This window comes from Herbaspirillum frisingense GSF30 (assembly GCF_000300975.2).
GTDB lineage: Bacteria > Pseudomonadota > Gammaproteobacteria > Burkholderiales > Burkholderiaceae_D > Herbaspirillum > Herbaspirillum frisingense.
This window is the reverse complement of the sequence record NZ_AEEC02000050.1, coordinates 15214-31351: the sequence shown is the minus strand read 5'-3', so window position 1 is coordinate 31351 and position 16138 is coordinate 15214. Positions and strand designations below refer to the sequence as shown.

Sequence of the window (16138 nt, the reverse complement as noted above, 5' to 3'; positions counted from 1 at the left end):
CAGCAGCGTCGGCCGCGCCGCGCCGCAGGCTGCAGCGCCGACCGGGCCGACCGGGTCTACACAGCGTGCCGATGTGATCCCGACCCGCCTGATGCGCTCCCTGCACGAGGCCGATGGTCTGCAGGGGCCGACGTCACCGGCCGCGCCCATCGTACCGGTGTTGCCGGTGGTGCCGATGGCCCCGATGCCTAGCTCGCCGCAGGATCAGCTCATCCCCGACCTGCCGACCGCGCCCGAACTGCCGCCGGCAGGTGCAGCCTGGGCGCCGGCCGAACCCGCACAAGCGCCCGTCGCGCCCGCGTCGGAGCCGGAAGCGCTCTCGCCCGCCGATGACGAACCGATCGACCTCGGCACCTTCAATGCGCCCTGGTTCGACATGCTGCCCGATCCGGCAGCGCCAGCATCGCCGGCGTCCCAGCAGCCGGCCTTCACCGTGCGCATGCCCGAACCGCAGCCGGCCGTGGCCGCGCCGGTGGCCAGGGTCTATCCCGAGCACGAGGACGAGCCCCGGGTGGATATCCCGCTGCCCTCGCTGGACCTGCTGGACGAAGTCCCCGAGTCGCGCATCGAGATCGATCCCGAGCAACTGCAGGAAACCGGCCGCCTGATCGAACAGCGTCTCAAGGAATTCAAGGTCCCCGTGACCGTGCTGGGCGCCGAAGCCGGCCCGGTGATCACCCGCTTCGAAGTGGAACCGGCGCAGGGCGTGCGCGGCGCCCAGGTGGTGAACCTGATGAAGGACCTGTCGCGGGCGCTGGGGCTGACCTCCATCCGGGTGGTCGAGACCATCCCCGGCAAGACCTGCATGGGCCTGGAACTGCCCAATGCGCGCCGGCAGATGATCAAGCTCTCCGAGATCATCCATTCCCAGGCCTACCGCAAGTCGTCGTCCCACCTCACCATTGCCATGGGCAAGGACATCACCGGCACACCCGTGGTGACCGACCTGGCGCGGGCACCGCACATGCTGGTGGCTGGTACCACCGGCTCGGGCAAGTCGGTGGCCATCAATGCCATGATCCTCTCGCTGCTCTACAAGGCCACGCCCGAGGAAGTGCGCATGATCATGATCGACCCCAAGATGCTGGAGCTGTCCATCTACGAAGGCATCCCGCACCTCCTGGCACCGGTGGTGACCGACATGCGGGAGGCCGCCCATGCCCTGAACTGGGCGGTGGACGAAATGGAGCGCCGCTACAAGAAGATGTCCAAGCTGGGCGTGCGCAACCTGGCCGGCTACAACCAGAAGCTGGACGAAGCCGCCGCCCGTGGCGAGAAGATCCCCAATCCCTTCAGCCTCACGCCGGACGCTCCGGAACCGCTGGAAAAGCTGCCCACCATCGTGATCGTGATCGACGAACTGGCCGACCTGATGATGGTGGTCGGCAAGAAGGTCGAAGAGCTGATCGCCCGCCTGGCGCAGAAGGCGCGGGCAGCCGGCATCCACCTGATCCTGGCCACCCAGCGTCCCTCGGTGGACGTGATCACCGGCCTGATCAAGGCCAACATCCCGACCCGCGTGGCCTTCCAGGTGTCTTCCAAGATCGACTCGCGCACCGTGCTGGACCAGATGGGTGCGGAATCCCTGCTGGGCCACGGCGACATGCTGTTCCTGCCGCCGGGCTCGGGATACCCGCAGCGCGTGCACGGCGCCTTCGTGTCCGACGAAGAGGTGCACCGCGTGGTGGAATACCTGAAGTCCTTTGGCGAGCCGCGTTATATCGAGGAAATCCTGGCCCCGCCGATGTCCGAGGACACGGCCCAGGCCGACATGTTCGCCGGTGGCGAGGGGGGCGATCCGGAGTCCGATCCGCTCTACGACGAGGCCGTGGCCTTCGTGCTCAAGACACGACGCGCCTCGATCTCGTCGGTGCAGCGGCAATTGCGCATCGGCTACAACCGCGCGGCGCGGCTCGTAGAACAGATGGAGACGGCCGGCGTGCTCTCGGCCATGTCGCGCAATGGCAGCCGCGACATTCTGGTGCCGCCCTCAGGCGGCGAGGAATAAGCACGAATAAGCAGGACGGCATCGGTGCCAGCGCCAACGCGAATATCCGGCTGCACAAGACAAAACAGCGAACCCTTGCAGGTTCGCCGTTATGCTTGAATGCCGTCTCAGGCGATCACTGCATCAGAGTGCCAGCCCTCAGATATCCAGCTGGGTCACCAGCTTGGTATTGATGTAGGCCTCGATGGCTTCGGTACCGCCTTCGGAACCATAGCCACTGTCCTTGACGCCGCCGAAGGGCAGTTCCGGGAAGGCCAGGCCCAGGTGGTTGATGGTCAGCATGCCGCTTTCCACACGTGCGGCCAGTGCGTGCTTGGTCTGTGCCGACTTGGCGAAGGCATAGGCCGCCAGGCCGAAGGGCAGGCGATTGGCTTCGGCGATGACTTCATCGAGGGTCTCGAAGGAGTTGATCAGTGCCAGCGGACCGAAGGGCTCTTCATTCATCACGCGTGCGCTCAGCGGCACGTTGGTCAACACGGTGGGCTGGAAGAAGTAACCCTTGTCACCGATGCGCTTGCCACCGGTGCGCAGTTGCGCGCCGTTGGAGACAGCATCGTCGATCAGCGCTTCCAGTGCGGGGATGCGGCGCTTGTTGGCCACCGGACCCATGTTCACGCCAGCTTCCAGGCCATTGCCGACCTTCAGTTGTTCGGCATAGGTGACGAACTTGTCGACGAAGGCGTTGAACACGCCCTTCTGCACCAGGAAGCGGGTCGGCGACACGCATACCTGACCGGCATTGCGGAACTTGGACGTCGCCAGGGTCTTGGCGGCCAGGTCCACATCCACGTCATCGAACACCATGGCCGGCGCATGGCCGCCCAGTTCCATCGTGGCGCGCTTCATGTGCTGGCCGGCCAGCGCCGCCAGTTGCTTGCCCACCGGAGTGGAACCGGTGAAGGAAATCTTGCGGATCACCGGATGCGGGATCAGGTATTCCGAAATCTCCGCCGGCACGCCATAGACCAGGTTGATGACACCGGCCGGCACGCCTGCGTCGGCGTAGGCACGGATCAGTTCGGCCGGCGAGGCCGGGGTCTCTTCCGGGGCCTTGACGATGATGGAGCAGCCTGCCGCCAATGCGGCCGACAGCTTGCGCACCACCTGGTTGATCGGGAAGTTCCAGGGCGTGAAGGCCGCCACCGGACCGACCGGCTCCTTGATCACCATCTGGTAGGCACCCGGGGTGCGGGCCGGTACCAGGCGACCGTAGGTGCGGCGGGCTTCTTCGGCGAACCAGTCGATGGTGTCGGCCGCACCCAGGGTTTCCATCTTGGCTTCGGCCAGCGGCTTGCCTTGTTCCTGGGTCATCAGGCGGGCGATCTCGTCGACGCGCTCACGCAGCAGGTCGGCTGCCTTGCGCATGATCTTGGAGCGATCGAAGGCGGACATGTTGCGCCAGATCTCGAAACCCTTTTTGGCGGCCTCCAGGGCGCGGTCCAGGTCGGCGCGGTCAGCGTGGGCGATCTTGCCGATCACTTCCTCGGTGGCCGGGTTGACGACATCGATGGTGCGACCGGAAGCGCTGGCGGTCCATTCGCCGTTGATGAAAAGCTGTACGTCCTTATACATGGGCAATCCTCGTTCGTCAGGTTGGGGGAAGGGCCGGCGCTGCCCGGTTCAGCCCAGCGGGCCGGAACCGGTGGCACGCGCTGCGGCCAGGGGGAATTCAGACAGACCGGATGCTGCCGATCTGGTTCATGCGCGATGTTGCCGACGAGGGCAGTGGCCGCTGCACGAAAGACTGTCTTTATACCATGCGCCCTGTTTTCGCGTCGCCTGCCGGCACGCCGACAGCGGCTTCCTACAAGGCCGGACGGGCCGACAAGGCGAAGGAACATTACTTCACGCGCATCGGTCACAATGGCATAACAATATGCCCAGCCGAGGTCCCCATGAGCAGCTCTCCCGCCCCATTGCATCCGGCCCGCCATGCTGCCGCCGCTCCCGCTGACGGCGCCCCTGATGCGATGCCGTCCAGCGATGCCAGCCACCACGCCGATGGGGCAACACGCTCCATTGTTTCTGGCAGGCAGAGCCCAGCAGCCGGCGCCACCGGTGGCGTCATCGCCGGTGCATTGCTGAGTGCCGGCCTGGGAATCTGGCTGGGTCGCAAGCGACGCCAGCGTCGCACGTCGGTGACACCAACGCCAATGCAGGCCACCCGCGCCGCGCCGCCGGCCGCGACCACGCGGCGTGCCACTGGCGCGCACGCTGCTCATGACGCCATTCCGCAAGGCCTGGAGCAGGCCTTGCGCCTGGTGACCCTGGCTACGCCATTGATCGCCGCCTGGCGCAAGGGATCGGCGCGCGCCAGCGCGGCCAGGGCCCAAGCCAAGGCCAAAGCCAAGGCGGACGAGGCCTTGCCGCCGGATGCGCCAGCCCGCATGGACATCGTCAAGGCACGTCTGGAACCGGCGCCGTCGGACTATCTGGACCCGGCCGCCGAGGTCAAGATGATCAAGGGCGGCACGCGGCGCCAGCAGGCCTGGCAGATGACGGTGGCCGCCATCAATGCGTGGCTGGATGACTTCGCCCCCAGCATGGGGGCGGCGATCGCCTACTACACCATCTTTTCCATCGCCCCCATGCTGGTGATCGCCATCGCCGTGGCCGGCATGCTGTTCGGTCACGATGCGGCGCAAGGCGAGATCGTCAACCAGATCCGCGATATCGTCGGCACTGAAGGGGCCTTTGCCATCCAGGGCTTGCTCAAGTCGGTCAGCCAGCCCCGCGAGGGCATGATCGCTGCCGGCATTTCGGTGGTGACTCTGGTCATCGGTGCCACGGCGGTGTTTTCGGAATTGCAGAGCGCGCTGGACCGGATCTGGCGCATCCCGGCCGTCAAGCGCAAGAGCGGGGTATGGCAATTGGCCCGCACCCGTCTGCTGTCGTTCGGGCTGATCCTGGGGCTGGGCTTCCTGCTGATCATCTCGCTGGTGGTCAGCGCTGCGCTGGCGGCACTGGGGCGCTGGTGGGGGGGCTGGTTCGAGGGCTGGCAGCTGATGCTGCAATTGCTGAACTTCGTGCTGTCCTTCGTGGTGTTCTCCACGCTCTTTTCGATGATCTACAAGTTCATGCCGCGGGTGACCTTGTCCTGGCGCGATGTCTGGATCGGCGCGGTCGCCACCACGGTGCTCTTCATCATCGGCAAATACCTGATCGGCCTGTACCTGGGCAGCACCGGCATGACCTCCGGCTTCGGTGCGGCCGGTTCCTTTGCGCTGCTGCTGCTGTGGATCTACTACTCGGCGCAGATCTTCCTGCTGGGCGCCGAGTTCACCTGGATCTACGCCAACAATTTCGGCTCACGTGCGCGCCGGCAAAAGCTGGTCAGTACCATCGAAGATCATCATGTGAGCCTGGAACAGGCTCAGCAGGTGGTGCGCGGCAACGACAAGCCGCGCTGAGGAGACAGCGCCAGTGCCGGGCATTCCTCCACGGCCCACTGGCGCAGGGTGTCGCCGAAACCGCCGCGGGCCTTGCTCTGCGGCCGGGTGCTGGTGCTCACACGGGGACGGGCACTCCAGGCGATATGGGCGCCCATGGCCTGGAGTGCCTGGACCAGCGCCACATCTTCATGGCAGGACAAGGGTGGGAAGCCACCCGCCTGCCGATAGGCCCGCGCGCAGACGCCGAAGTTGGCACCGTGGATGTGGCGATGATCATCGCGATCCAGATAGTCACGGGCGAAGCGGTGCCGCACCTCCGGCGGATGGCCGCGCCAGTCATCGGGCATCACGGTGCCGCAGACGGCATCGGCCTGTAGCCCCAGCTGCGCCACCAGCCAGTCCGGGGCAACTTGCGTGTCCGCATCGGTAAAGGCCAGCCAGCGTGCTCCCTGGGCCAGCAGTTGATCGGCACCCAGCGCGCGTGCCACGCCGACCTTGCGCGCCTGTATCGGCAGCACGCTCACCGGGTGGCGGCGGGCAATGCTCTCGGAGCCATCGCTGCAGGCATCCAGCACCACCACGATGCGCACTTCCTCGCCCCGCAGATCGTCATGCGCGGCGGCCTCGCGCACCGCTTGCAGGCAGCGCTCCAGCAGGGCTTCTTCATCGTGGGCGGGAATGACGATGCCTATCATGACGTGCTCCTCTCCTCGTTGTTTTTACCGTCCGATCAATGAGATCAATGCGTCGGACGGATTCAGGTCTTGCGCCACAGGTCGACCAGGATGTCCTCGTCTTCATAGCAGGCCTGGCGTTTGAGCCGCGCATGGGCGTCGATCAACTGGTGCATGGGACGGGTGGCGAGCAGACGATCATCGAAATCCTTCTTCCAGTGGCAGGCCAGCAGATGGCCGCCGGGTGCCAGGCTGCCTGCGGCGAGCGTGGAAATCTCGGCCATCTGCGGCGCATCGAAGTAATAGCAGAGCTCGGAAAACAGGATCAGCTCGAACTCCGGCATGTCCTGCGCCGGTGCCGGCCATTGCTCGGGCAAGGCCTGCCGACGCACGTGGACATGCGGCAGATGCGCGGTCTTGTCGCGGGTGATGCGCACCGCATCTTCACAGAAGTCGGACGCCACCAGATGCCCGCAACGTTCGGCCAACTGCAAGGTCAGTTCGCCACTGCCGCAACCTGGCTCGAAGATGGCCGTGCAGTGCTGGCGCGGCAGCATCGCTGCGACGATGGCACGCTTGCGTTGCTCGTACCAGCTGGTCCTGGTGTTCCAGGGATCGGCACTGGCCGCATACAACTGGTCGAAGTGTCCGCTGTCGCCGCTCCTCATAGGAAGAACACCTCGTAGGGACGCACGAAGTGCGCCAGCACGCCGGCCGGCAGCACCGGATCGCGCTCGCCGTCGCGACCGATCTGGCTGTGGTAGCAACGCAGGGCGCGGCGCTTGCGCAGGGCGGTGTCGGCATCGAAGCCCAGCTTGTGTGCCCGGCCCCAGGGGAAGTCGCCCGACAGCGGCTGCGCCCAGTGCCAGCCCCAGATCGGGACTTCGACCAGCTTGCAGCCCAGTTCATGTTCCAGTTCGGCGGCGATCTCGCCCACCGTTTCATGGTCGGGATGGCCGTCCAGGCGCCACGGGGCAAAGACGATATCCGTGTGGCGCAGCTGGGCGATCAGCCAGGCTTTCAATTCCAGCCGGTGCTGGCGGATCTGGCCGTCCGGGATGCGGGCGCGCAGGATCTGGGCCTGCCCCGCGCCCAGACATTCCAGCGCGGCCATGCTCTCGGCCGGCCGCAGCAGCGGCAGCCGCTGCGCCAGGGGGGACGAATCGGGATGGCTGCGCTCACCATCGCTGACGGCCACCACCGCGATTTCCCGCATCATGCCCGCCAGCTGCGCGATCAGACCGCCGCAGCCCAGCGTTTCATCATCCGGATGCGGCGCCAGGATCACCGCCCGCGAGCGGGGTGGCACCAGCTTGCACAGTTCGATCTCGGGCAACGCATGCAGACGCTGGCAGGATTGCCAGACCTCTTCGGCAGTGCCGTGGACGACATCGATATGGCGTGCGTGGTGTGCGGCGGCGCTGCGCCGCACGGGTGTGGGGGTATTCACAATAAGCATGGGGCGGACTCCTCTTGCAGGCAGGATGTGGCCAGGGCGGCCAGGTCGCGTTCAGCATGGCTCTGGCGCAGCCACACAGGCAGGTCGGCCAGCAGGCGCGCACTGCGCCGCTGGCCACAATAAGGATGGGGGCCCAGCGCAGCGCCCAGGTCGCTGATGATCTGCGTGCAGGCGCGTTCGACGATGAGGCGGGACCGCAAGGCATGACGCATGGCGTTCTCGCCCGGGAAGGCATCGATGCGCGCCGCGCTTTCGCGCAGCGTGGCTGCCGAGGTGGACAGCGCGCATTCGGCACTGCCCAGGCGTGCCAGGGCATGTGGGTCGGCACGTTGCGCCAGTTGCTCGCGCAGCAGCGCCACCAACGCCGCCGCCGCACCATGCCAGCAGGCCGCAATGCCGATGCCCCCCTGCCAGAAGCCGGGGCGGTCCAGATAGAAACCGGGCCCGCCCACCCGTTGGGCGCTGGCATTGTGCAGACGCAGGCGAGCGGTGCGCGTGGCGGACATGCCCACGGCCGCCCAGTCGTCCTCGATGATCTCGACCCCGCGCTGCCCCAGTTCCAGCGCCAGCAGCCAGGTCTGACCGGCGTCGTCGCGATGGCTCAGCAGCGCGTGCGTGACCGAGGCGGCGCCGGAGCACCAGGGCTTTTCTCCTTCCAGCAGGACATGGTCTTCCGCTGCCGGCGTGCGCATGCTGAGGCTGCCGGGACGCCCCTGGGCGCACCAGACACCCCAGATCGAACGTGCCGGGCGCGCGTAGCCGGCTTCAGCCAGGATGGCCAGGGCATCGGTATGGGCTTCGTAGAGCTTGGCCAGCGACAGATCATGCAGGGCCACCGCTGCCAATGCCTGCCAGCGCGCCAGCGTTTCACCGTGGCCGGGCAGGGGGAGGCGATCCAGCCCCGCCGTCACCAGCTGGCGCAGTAGCCGCGCATCCAGCGCGGCCACTTGTTCGTGCGCACAAGCAGCCAGGGCGGGTGCGATGAATTGTTCCAGCTGCGCCGGCAGGGAAGGGCAATCGGGTAGATCAGCGAGGGCAGGGCGATTCATGATGACCGGGCCGGGTTCAGGGGGTTCAGAGGATTCAGGCAGCCCGGGAGGGGCCGCAACGATACCGAGTATGCGCGGCGCTGCGGAGGGCCGATGTCGGCGTGCGGCTGTGTTTGTCGTAGGACTTCATTAGGCCCGGCCAGGATCGGACCGTTTCTGTAGGAATCGTGCGCGCTGTAAATCCGTGCATCACCTACAGCCAAACCGGCCGGCAAATTCCATCATTGCTGCTATCCACGCAGCACCCATGCAAGCCAGCGCAACAGACACCCGTGCCAATACCCGTGCGAAGGCCGCTGTCGCACGCAACGCTCAGAGAGGCGATATGAAAACCAAGGACATTCCCGAAGACGCCAGATTCGATGAATACAACAATGCCGCCGGTGGTTGGGGCTCGGTCAAGGCACTGGGCGCCATCCTGCAGCAGGAACATGTGATCGCCACCGGCACCCGCATCCTGATGAAGCAGAACAAGCCCGACGGCTTCGCCTGCGTCAGCTGTTCCTGGGCCAAGCCGGCCGACCCGCACCTGTTCGAGTTCTGCGAGAACGGCGCCAAGGCCACCGCCTGGGAAATCACCGGCAAGCGCGCCACCCCGGCGTTCTTCGCAAGCCACACGGTGAGCGAGATGGAAAGCTGGAACGACCTCGAACTCGAATCCACCGGCCGCGTCACCGAGCCCATGAAATACGACCCGGCCAGCGACCGCTATCTGCCCGTCACCTGGTCAGAGGCATTCGACGACATCGCCGCCCGGCTGCGCGCGATGGATCCGAAGAAGGTGGTGTTCTATGCCTCCGGCCGGGCGTCGCTGGAGACCTCCTACCTGTACCAGTTGATGGCCCGCATGTATGGCTGCAACAACCTGCCCGATAGCTCCAACATGTGCCACGAATCCACTTCCGTGGCCCTGCCGCAGACTATCGGCGTGCCGGTCGGCACCGTCAGGCTGGAAGACTTCGAGCACACCGACTGCATCCTCTTCTTCGGCCACAACACCGGCACCAACGCCCCGCGCATGCTGCATCCGCTGGAAGAGGTGCGCAAGCGCGGGGTCCCCGTGATCACTTTCAACCCCTTGCGCGAGCGCGGTCTGGAGCGCTTCGTCAATCCGCAATCGCCCAAGGAAATGATCACGCCTGCGCATACCGACATCAGTTCGCAATACGTGCAGATCCGCATAGGTGGTGATACGGCGGCCGTGGTGGGCATGGCCAAGCGCATCCTGGAGCGCGATGACCGGGCCCAGGCCGAAGGTTTGCCGCGCCTCCTGGACCAGGCATTCATCGATGAGCACACCAGTGGCTTCGACGAATTTGCAGCCGCCGCACGGGCTGCCTCGTGGAGCGAGATCGAGCGGCATGCCGGCGTGTCGCGCGCCGAACTGGAACTGGCCGCCGACACCTATGCCGGCGCTGGCCGGGCCATGCTCATGTATGGCATGGGCGTGACCCAGCACCGGGAAGCGGTGCGCACCATCCACATGCTGACCAATCTCCTGCTCATGCGCGGCAACATCGGCAAGCCCGGCGCCGGCATCTGCCCGATCCGTGGCCATTCCAACGTGCAGGGGCAGCGCACCGTCGGCATCACGGAAAAACCGGAGATGGTTCCCAATGACAAATTGCGCGCGCTGTATCACTTCGAGCCACCGATGGAGAAGGGGCTCAACACGGTCGAAGTCTGCGAGAAGATCCGTGACGGCGAGCTGTCGGCCTTCTTCATGCTGGGTGGTAATTTCGTGCGCGCCATCCCCGACCATGGCGTCATGGAGCCGGCCTGGCGCAACCTCCCCCTGACCGTACAAGTGGTGACGCACTTCAACCGCTCCTGCGTGATCCACGGCAAGACGGCCTACCTGCTGCCCTGCCTGGGCCGCATCGAGATCGACCGCCAGCGCGGCGGTGAGCAAGCCGTGGCGGTGGAAGACAGCACCGGCTGCATGCACGGTTCACGCGGGCGCGTCGAACCGGCCTCGCCGCATCTGCTTTCGGAACCGGCCATCATCGCCGAGCTGGCCAAGCGGCTATTGCCCTTCAACCCGCAGGTGGACTGGGACGGCTGGGTGGGCGACTATGCCCGCATCCGCGACGCCATCGAAGCCACCTATCCCGACATCTTCCGCGACTTCAACGGTCGCATGTGGACCCCAGGCGGCTTCCCGCGCCCGCTGGCGGCGCGTGAACGGCAATGGAAGACGCCCAATGGCCGCGCCAACTTCAAGACCTTCGACAGCTTCGAGCCCGACCCCGACATGCCCGCCGATGCCCCTGGCGTGCTGCGTCTGATGACCACCCGTGGCGACAGCCAATTCAACACCACCGTCTATTCGCTGGATGATCGCTTCCGTGGTGTCTGGGGGACCCGCCGCGTGTTGCTGCTGAACCTGCGCGACATGCAGGCCCAGGGCCTGGTGCCGGGTGATTTCGTCACGGCCGAGACGGTCTCCGACGACGGCGTGGAGCGTCGCGTGGATCACCTGCGGGTGGAGCCTTTCGATATCCCCGTCGGCTGCGTGATGGGTTACTTCCCCGAACTGAACCGCCTCATTCCGCTGTTCCACCATGCGCGGGGTAGCAAGGTGCCGGCGGCCAAGTCGATTCCGGTGCGCTTGATTGCGGAGGTGAGTGAGCCGGTGTTGTCCTAGCTGCCCTGCGACATTATTCGAGACCAGGCCGGTTGATCGAGGGATGTGCTGTCAGGGAGCGAGAGAAGCAGGCAAGCTGCTACTTCGGCTCTGGAAATAAGTCCAAGTCTAATAAATTCCGAAATTACTAATAATTGGACTTATAATAAGAGCGCATGAACTCGATTCAGTGGCATCCACGGGCGATCAAGCAGCTCCTGAAAATCAACCGACCCGATCAGGTGAGGATCAAGGATGCCGCCGCAGGTTTGGCACTGATGCCTTATTGCCAGCAGGTGAAGGCGCTGACTAAACACCGTTCGCAATATCGACTCCGGGTTGGCCACTATCGGATTTTCTTCAACCTTGACGGAAATGTCCGTATTGTTTCCATTGAGGAAGTGAGCAAGCGCGATGAACGCACCTACTAACATCCAGATCATCAACGGGCAGGACGGAAAGCCGGCCTTCGTCGTCATTCCTTATGCCGACTACCTCAAGGAGCATCCGTCCCAGGATGAGCAGTATGTTCCACATGAAGTGGTGGCGATGATGGTGGAGCATCAATGGACGCCCATCCGCAGCTGGCGCGAACATCTGAAGCTGACGCAGCACGAAGTGGCTGACCGTCTCGGTATTTCACAGTCGGCCTATGCGCAGCAGGAGAGCAGCATCAGGCTACGTCCGAGTTCTTTGGAAAAGATTGCCGTGGCATTGGGTGTCAGCGTCGAGCAGCTGGACTTCTGAGGTCGGGTTCGTCCAGCAATCGAAAGCTTGCGAGAGTGCGTTAAATTCCGTCCCTCTGTTGTTCGAGCTGGCCAGTGCCGGGCACCCATGGTCGTCCTGCGAGGGTGGCGCTCATATGCCTGCCAGGGAAGGGTAAAATCCGGGAATTAGCCACAAGGTCAGGTATGCACGTCCAGACATTACGATATTTCATGATGGTCGCCACGACCGGCAGTTTCCTGGCAACGGCACGTCATTTTGAGGTGCCAGCATCGTCGGTATCTCGTGCGATCTCATCACTGGAAACAGAACTCGGGCAACAGCTTTTTTACCGTAGCACACGCGCGGTGCGCCTAACCGAGCAGGGGCAGCGGTACTATTCGAACGTTCGACCGGCCGTAGAACTTCTTGATTCCGCGTCCGACCAGTTCGAGGACAAGAATAAAGGTATCCGCGGGCTGCTGAAGATCAATGCGCCCGATTCGCTGGGCAGACTTCATGTCTGTCACCTGGTCAACCAATTGCAAAGCAGGTATCCGGATTTGTTGGTCGAACTGACTCTGACCAATACCTTCATCGATCCGGTGCTGGAAGGCGCGGACGTGACCATCCGTGTTGGACGACTTGTCGATTCCGGTTTGATCGGAAAGAGCGTGTGCGCCCTGCGCTACGTGCTCGCCGCAAGCCCGGAGTATCTGGAGGCGCGCGGTATCCCCGAAACTCCGGAAGACCTTCTGCAGCACAATTGCCTGCTGTACAAAGGCCTGAGGGAACCGCAGCGATGGCACTTCAGGCGCTCATCCAGCGAAGCATTCGAGCCATTGGTCGTGGGTGGTCCGTTACGAAGCAACAATTCCGAGGTGCTGATCAATGCCGCACTCGCGGGACGCGGAATCGTGCTGATGCCGACATGGCTTTATTCGCCGGCCAGTTTCACGGAAGGACGACTGGTGGTTTTGCTTCCAGATTGGGAGATATCGGCCTATGCCGACCCCCACTACATCCAGATTCTCTCGCCGGAAAACCGACTACGATCGCAAAAGGTACGCGAGGTATCGGCTTTCCTCGTTGAAGCAATCGGGTCGCCTCCCTATTGGGACCGCGTTTTCCCCTTCGGCTAGGCATTGCAGCGATTGCAGATCTTGCGGTCGATGCGCGACCACGCCCTCCAGTGGCTCAACGACCTGCGTGTCGACCGCCATCTACATGCAGGACTTCGCCGGTGACGAAAGTCGCCAACTCCAGAAACGTAATCGCATCGGCAACTTCGCCGGCTTCGCCGATGCGGCCCAGCGGATGAAACTTGCCTAGCATGGCGTGATCTTTCCCTGCTTGCATCGGCGTTCTGGTGGCGCCGGGTGCAACCGCATTGAAGCGAATGCGCTTTTCCGCATACTCGATCGCCAACGCCCGTGTTGCCGCGTTGAGACCGCCTTTGGTCAGTGCCGCCAATCCGGAGTAGGCCCCTTTGATGCCATTGTCGATACTGCCGGTAACGGTGACGACGTGACCGCCTTCCTGCTTTTCGATCTCGCCCAACGACAGCTGCGTGATGTGGAAAAAGCCCGCCATGTTCACGTTCATGATGGCGTTGTAGTCTTCCACCGTGTTCTCCGTGAATGGCTTGCCGATGTAGATGCCGGCATTGTTGACCAGCGTATCGATGCGACCGAAGCGAGCAAGCGCTTCTGATACGACGCGCTCTGCCGTTGGGCGGTCACCGATATCGCCGGCGACTGTGACGATGTCGGCGTCGTCTGACGGCTTGATGGTGCGCGAGCTTGCAAGCACGCGATAACCGAGCTTGCGATACGCCTTGACGATTTCGGCGCCGATGCCTTGGGATGCGCCGGTAACGATGGCTACCTTTTGTGTTGACTTCATGATCTGTACCTCGAGTGAGTGGAAAGCGATTAACCAATGCAATTGGGCTTGATGAGCGCCGTCAATCCGGCCGGCTCTCAAAGACATCCTTTACTACGGCAAGCGCTGTGTATGCACTCGACCAACCCGAATAGAAAGCAACATGCGTCAAGAGCTCCGACAGCTCAGCCCGCGTCACTCCCTGATCCATCGCTCGATTGACATAAAAGGCGAGTTGCGCTGTCTGCGCGGTTGCAATGACCGAGCAAATGGTGATCAGGCAACGGTCCCGCAGCGATAGCTCAGGGCTGCGCCATACGTCTTGAAACAGGATGTCTCTGGTGAGCTGCACCAGGCCTGGCGCGACCTGGCCAAACTTGCGCATGACCACGGCATGGCGCCGCTCTTCGTCCATATCATCGGTGGGATGTGGTCTGGCATCGATCGGCCGAAGCTGGGCGGCATCCAGCCCGCGTAGATCGAAAACAGCGCGCATCACGTCGATCGCAGCTACTGCATTTGCCCAGCCGGAATAAAACGCAAGATGTGCCACCATTCCAGAGACTTCGGCTGGGGTCACGCCGTGATCAAGCGCTACGTTCAGGTAGTGCGGCATTTGAGCGCTCTGGTTGCGCGCAATTAATACCGACAGGGTGATGATGCTGCGGTCACGCACCGACAACGGAGGACGTTGCCATAGATCGCCCAGCAAGACTTCTTTCGTATAACGTTCGAACGAAGGCGAAACATCCTCTGCGCTGTTTAATGGGGCGTCGTTTGACAGCAGGCTTGCGTTGACCATGATGTTCAGATTGCCGGAACGAGACGCATGGCCTGGAAGCCCAGCTTGCTGGCGAATATCTCCTGAATCAGCACGGCATCGGGAAGGGGGCGCCATGCTACCTCGATATGATCGATAAGGCCGTTCTCATCAAGGTGGAGATGTTCATTTCCCTTCACGGTAATGTCATTACACGTAAAGCTGAAAAATACGGCGACATCACGATCCGAGGCGAAGCTCAGATTAACTTCAAGCGAGTCGATGGTCGCCAGAAACCCGCCCAGGATCTGGACTACAGCCTCTTTTCCGACCGTAGGGTCGGGGAAGATCGGTCCATGCAAGACGATGTCTTCTGACAAGTGCGGAATGATTCCATTCGTATCCTTGTTGGCCAGGGCCTTGAAGTAGTCGGCTACGTGTGTGGTGTGCATTTAATAGATTCCTTGTAGAACATGGGGATTGCCATCCACCATGAGAAATATCTGGCTGCCCAGCGGAGTGGCATCGAGCCACGCGCATGGCGCGGGCCCTTCATCCGGATGGCCGCTTACCGGCCGGCGTGCTGGCCGCCGTCCACGTGGATGATTTCCCCGGTGATGAACTCGGCGGTCTCGAGGAAGGTGATAGCGCTTGCGACTTCACCGGCTTCGCCAATGCGCCCCAGCGGATGATATTTACCGAAGAACTTGAGATTTTCTTCCGCGTGCATCGGCGTCTTGATGACGCCTGGTGCAACGGCATTGAAGCGGATGCGCTTTTCCGCATACTCGATGGCGAGCGCCCGCGTTGCCGCGTTCAGGCCACCCTTCGTCAGGCCGGCCAATCCGGTGTACACGCCGCCGCTCATGCCATTGTCGATGCTGCCGGTAACGGTGACGACGTGACCACCTTCCTGCTTTTCGATTTCGGTCAGGGCCAGCTGGGTGATGTGGAAAAAGCCCGCCATGTTCACGTTCATGATGGCGTTGTAGTCTTCGACAGTGTTTTCGGTAAATGGCTTGCCGATGTAGATGCCGGCGTTGTTGACCAGCGTATCGACGCGGCCGAAGCGTGCAACCGCTTCCGATACGATGCGTTGCGCGGTCGATCGGTCGCCGATATCGCCGGCGACGGTGATGATATCGGCATCATCCGATGGCTTGATCGTACGCGAGCTTGCAAGCACGCGATAACCGAGCTTGCGGTACGCCTTGACGATTTCCGCGCCGATACCTTGCGATGCGCCGGTGACGATGGCTACTTTTTTTGCTGCACTCATGATTTACCTCTTCAGGAAATGTTGTGATCGATACGAACTCGACAGGGGGAATGATAGGAGCGCCCCTGCCCGACAACAATCCGCCAGCGCGGCAATTCATTTTTGCGAAAACAGCATTCGAAGCACCTCCGGCCATGCCGGGAGAGGTGCGCCCAGAGAGAGCAAGCTGACGAAAGAGCGTCTGCACAAGTCTTGTCCAACGTATTTGTGCGAACGGAAAAAGCCGCTCTATCGCCACGACAAGGAACAGACGACCGGATTCTCGTTTCACTGCGCCAGAAAAAAGGCCCCGCCTAAGCGGG

At 63.1% G+C, this 16138-nt stretch carries 15 protein-coding genes; 6 read left to right on the top strand and 9 right to left on the bottom strand.

Translation table 11 applies throughout. The features are described from left to right. Positions 1-2008, top strand: a 2008-nt coding sequence (locus HFRIS_RS22545; RefSeq protein ID WP_006465329.1) for a DNA translocase FtsK, incomplete at its 5' end; no start/stop codon positions are given. A gap of 138 nt (positions 2009-2146) precedes the next feature. Here the strand turns inward: HFRIS_RS22545 and HFRIS_RS22540 are convergent. Further along, positions 2147-3580 (bottom strand): NAD-dependent succinate-semialdehyde dehydrogenase, encoded by a 1434-nt coding sequence (locus HFRIS_RS22540; protein WP_006465328.1) that lies wholly within the window; start codon positions 3578-3580, stop codon positions 2147-2149. A 323-nt stretch (positions 3581-3903) separates the two neighbouring features. Here HFRIS_RS22540 and HFRIS_RS25630 point away from each other — a divergent pair, with 323 nt between their 5' ends. Further along, entirely contained in the window at positions 3904-5418 is a 1515-nt protein-coding gene (locus tag HFRIS_RS25630) for a YihY/virulence factor BrkB family protein (protein ID WP_167331831.1), read from the top strand. Here the strand turns inward: HFRIS_RS25630 and HFRIS_RS22530 are convergent. The 4 genes from HFRIS_RS22530 to HFRIS_RS22515 form a co-directional block, all read right to left on the bottom strand. Beyond that, complete coding sequence (locus HFRIS_RS22530; protein WP_006465326.1) at positions 5382-6095, bottom strand: glycosyltransferase family 2 protein; 714 nt, start codon at positions 6093-6095, stop codon at positions 5382-5384. The genes HFRIS_RS25630 and HFRIS_RS22530 overlap by 37 nt on opposite strands. 62 nt (positions 6096-6157) lie before the next feature. Further along, positions 6158-6742 (bottom strand): methyltransferase domain-containing protein, encoded by a 585-nt coding sequence (locus HFRIS_RS22525; protein WP_006465325.1) that lies wholly within the window; start codon positions 6740-6742, stop codon positions 6158-6160. Next, the gene (locus HFRIS_RS22520) at positions 6739-7533 is read right to left on the bottom strand and encodes a PIG-L deacetylase family protein (RefSeq protein WP_051110960.1); all 795 of its coding nucleotides are present in this window, start codon (positions 7531-7533) and stop codon (positions 6739-6741) included. The genes HFRIS_RS22525 and HFRIS_RS22520 overlap by 4 nt, the downstream gene beginning before the upstream one ends. After that, positions 7521-8582 (bottom strand): hypothetical protein, encoded by a 1062-nt coding sequence (locus tag HFRIS_RS22515; protein ID WP_006465323.1) that lies wholly within the window; start codon positions 8580-8582, stop codon positions 7521-7523. The genes HFRIS_RS22520 and HFRIS_RS22515 overlap by 13 nt, the downstream gene beginning before the upstream one ends. A gap of 325 nt (positions 8583-8907) precedes the next feature. Here HFRIS_RS22515 and HFRIS_RS22510 point away from each other — a divergent pair, with 325 nt between their 5' ends. From HFRIS_RS22510 to HFRIS_RS25055, 4 genes are all read left to right on the top strand, one after another. Next, positions 8908-11229: an FdhF/YdeP family oxidoreductase gene (locus tag HFRIS_RS22510; protein ID WP_006465322.1), complete on the top strand. Its 2322-nt coding sequence runs from the start codon at positions 8908-8910 to the stop codon at positions 11227-11229. 155 nt (positions 11230-11384) lie between these two features. Beyond that, the gene (locus tag HFRIS_RS22505) at positions 11385-11639 is read left to right on the top strand and encodes a type II toxin-antitoxin system RelE family toxin (RefSeq protein WP_006465321.1); all 255 of its coding nucleotides are present in this window, start codon (positions 11385-11387) and stop codon (positions 11637-11639) included. Beyond that, positions 11623-11955 (top strand): helix-turn-helix domain-containing protein, encoded by a 333-nt coding sequence (locus tag HFRIS_RS22500; protein ID WP_006465320.1) that lies wholly within the window; start codon positions 11623-11625, stop codon positions 11953-11955. Before HFRIS_RS22505 ends, HFRIS_RS22500 begins: the two co-directional genes overlap by 17 nt. A 164-nt stretch (positions 11956-12119) precedes the next feature. After that, complete coding sequence (locus HFRIS_RS25055; RefSeq protein ID WP_006465319.1) at positions 12120-13055, top strand: LysR family transcriptional regulator; 936 nt, start codon at positions 12120-12122, stop codon at positions 13053-13055. Between the two features lie 55 nt (positions 13056-13110). Here HFRIS_RS25055 and HFRIS_RS22490 read toward each other — a convergent pair whose 3' ends face one another. The 4 genes from HFRIS_RS22490 to HFRIS_RS22475 form a co-directional block, all read right to left on the bottom strand. Next, a complete protein-coding gene (locus HFRIS_RS22490; protein WP_006465318.1) occupies positions 13111-13818 on the bottom strand; it encodes an SDR family NAD(P)-dependent oxidoreductase in 708 nt (235 codons plus the stop codon). Between the two features lie 61 nt (positions 13819-13879). After that, positions 13880-14599: a carboxymuconolactone decarboxylase family protein gene (locus HFRIS_RS22485; RefSeq protein ID WP_039877010.1), complete on the bottom strand. Its 720-nt coding sequence runs from the start codon at positions 14597-14599 to the stop codon at positions 13880-13882. A 5-nt stretch (positions 14600-14604) separates the two neighbouring features. Further along, positions 14605-15009 carry a nuclear transport factor 2 family protein gene (locus HFRIS_RS22480; protein WP_006465316.1) on the bottom strand — a complete coding sequence of 135 codons (405 nt, stop codon included), beginning with the start codon at positions 15007-15009 and terminating at the stop codon, positions 14605-14607. Positions 15010-15125: 116 nt separating this feature from the next. Next, entirely contained in the window at positions 15126-15836 is a 711-nt protein-coding gene (locus tag HFRIS_RS22475; protein ID WP_006465315.1) for an SDR family NAD(P)-dependent oxidoreductase, read from the bottom strand. Between the last annotated feature and the right edge of the window lie 302 nt (positions 15837-16138).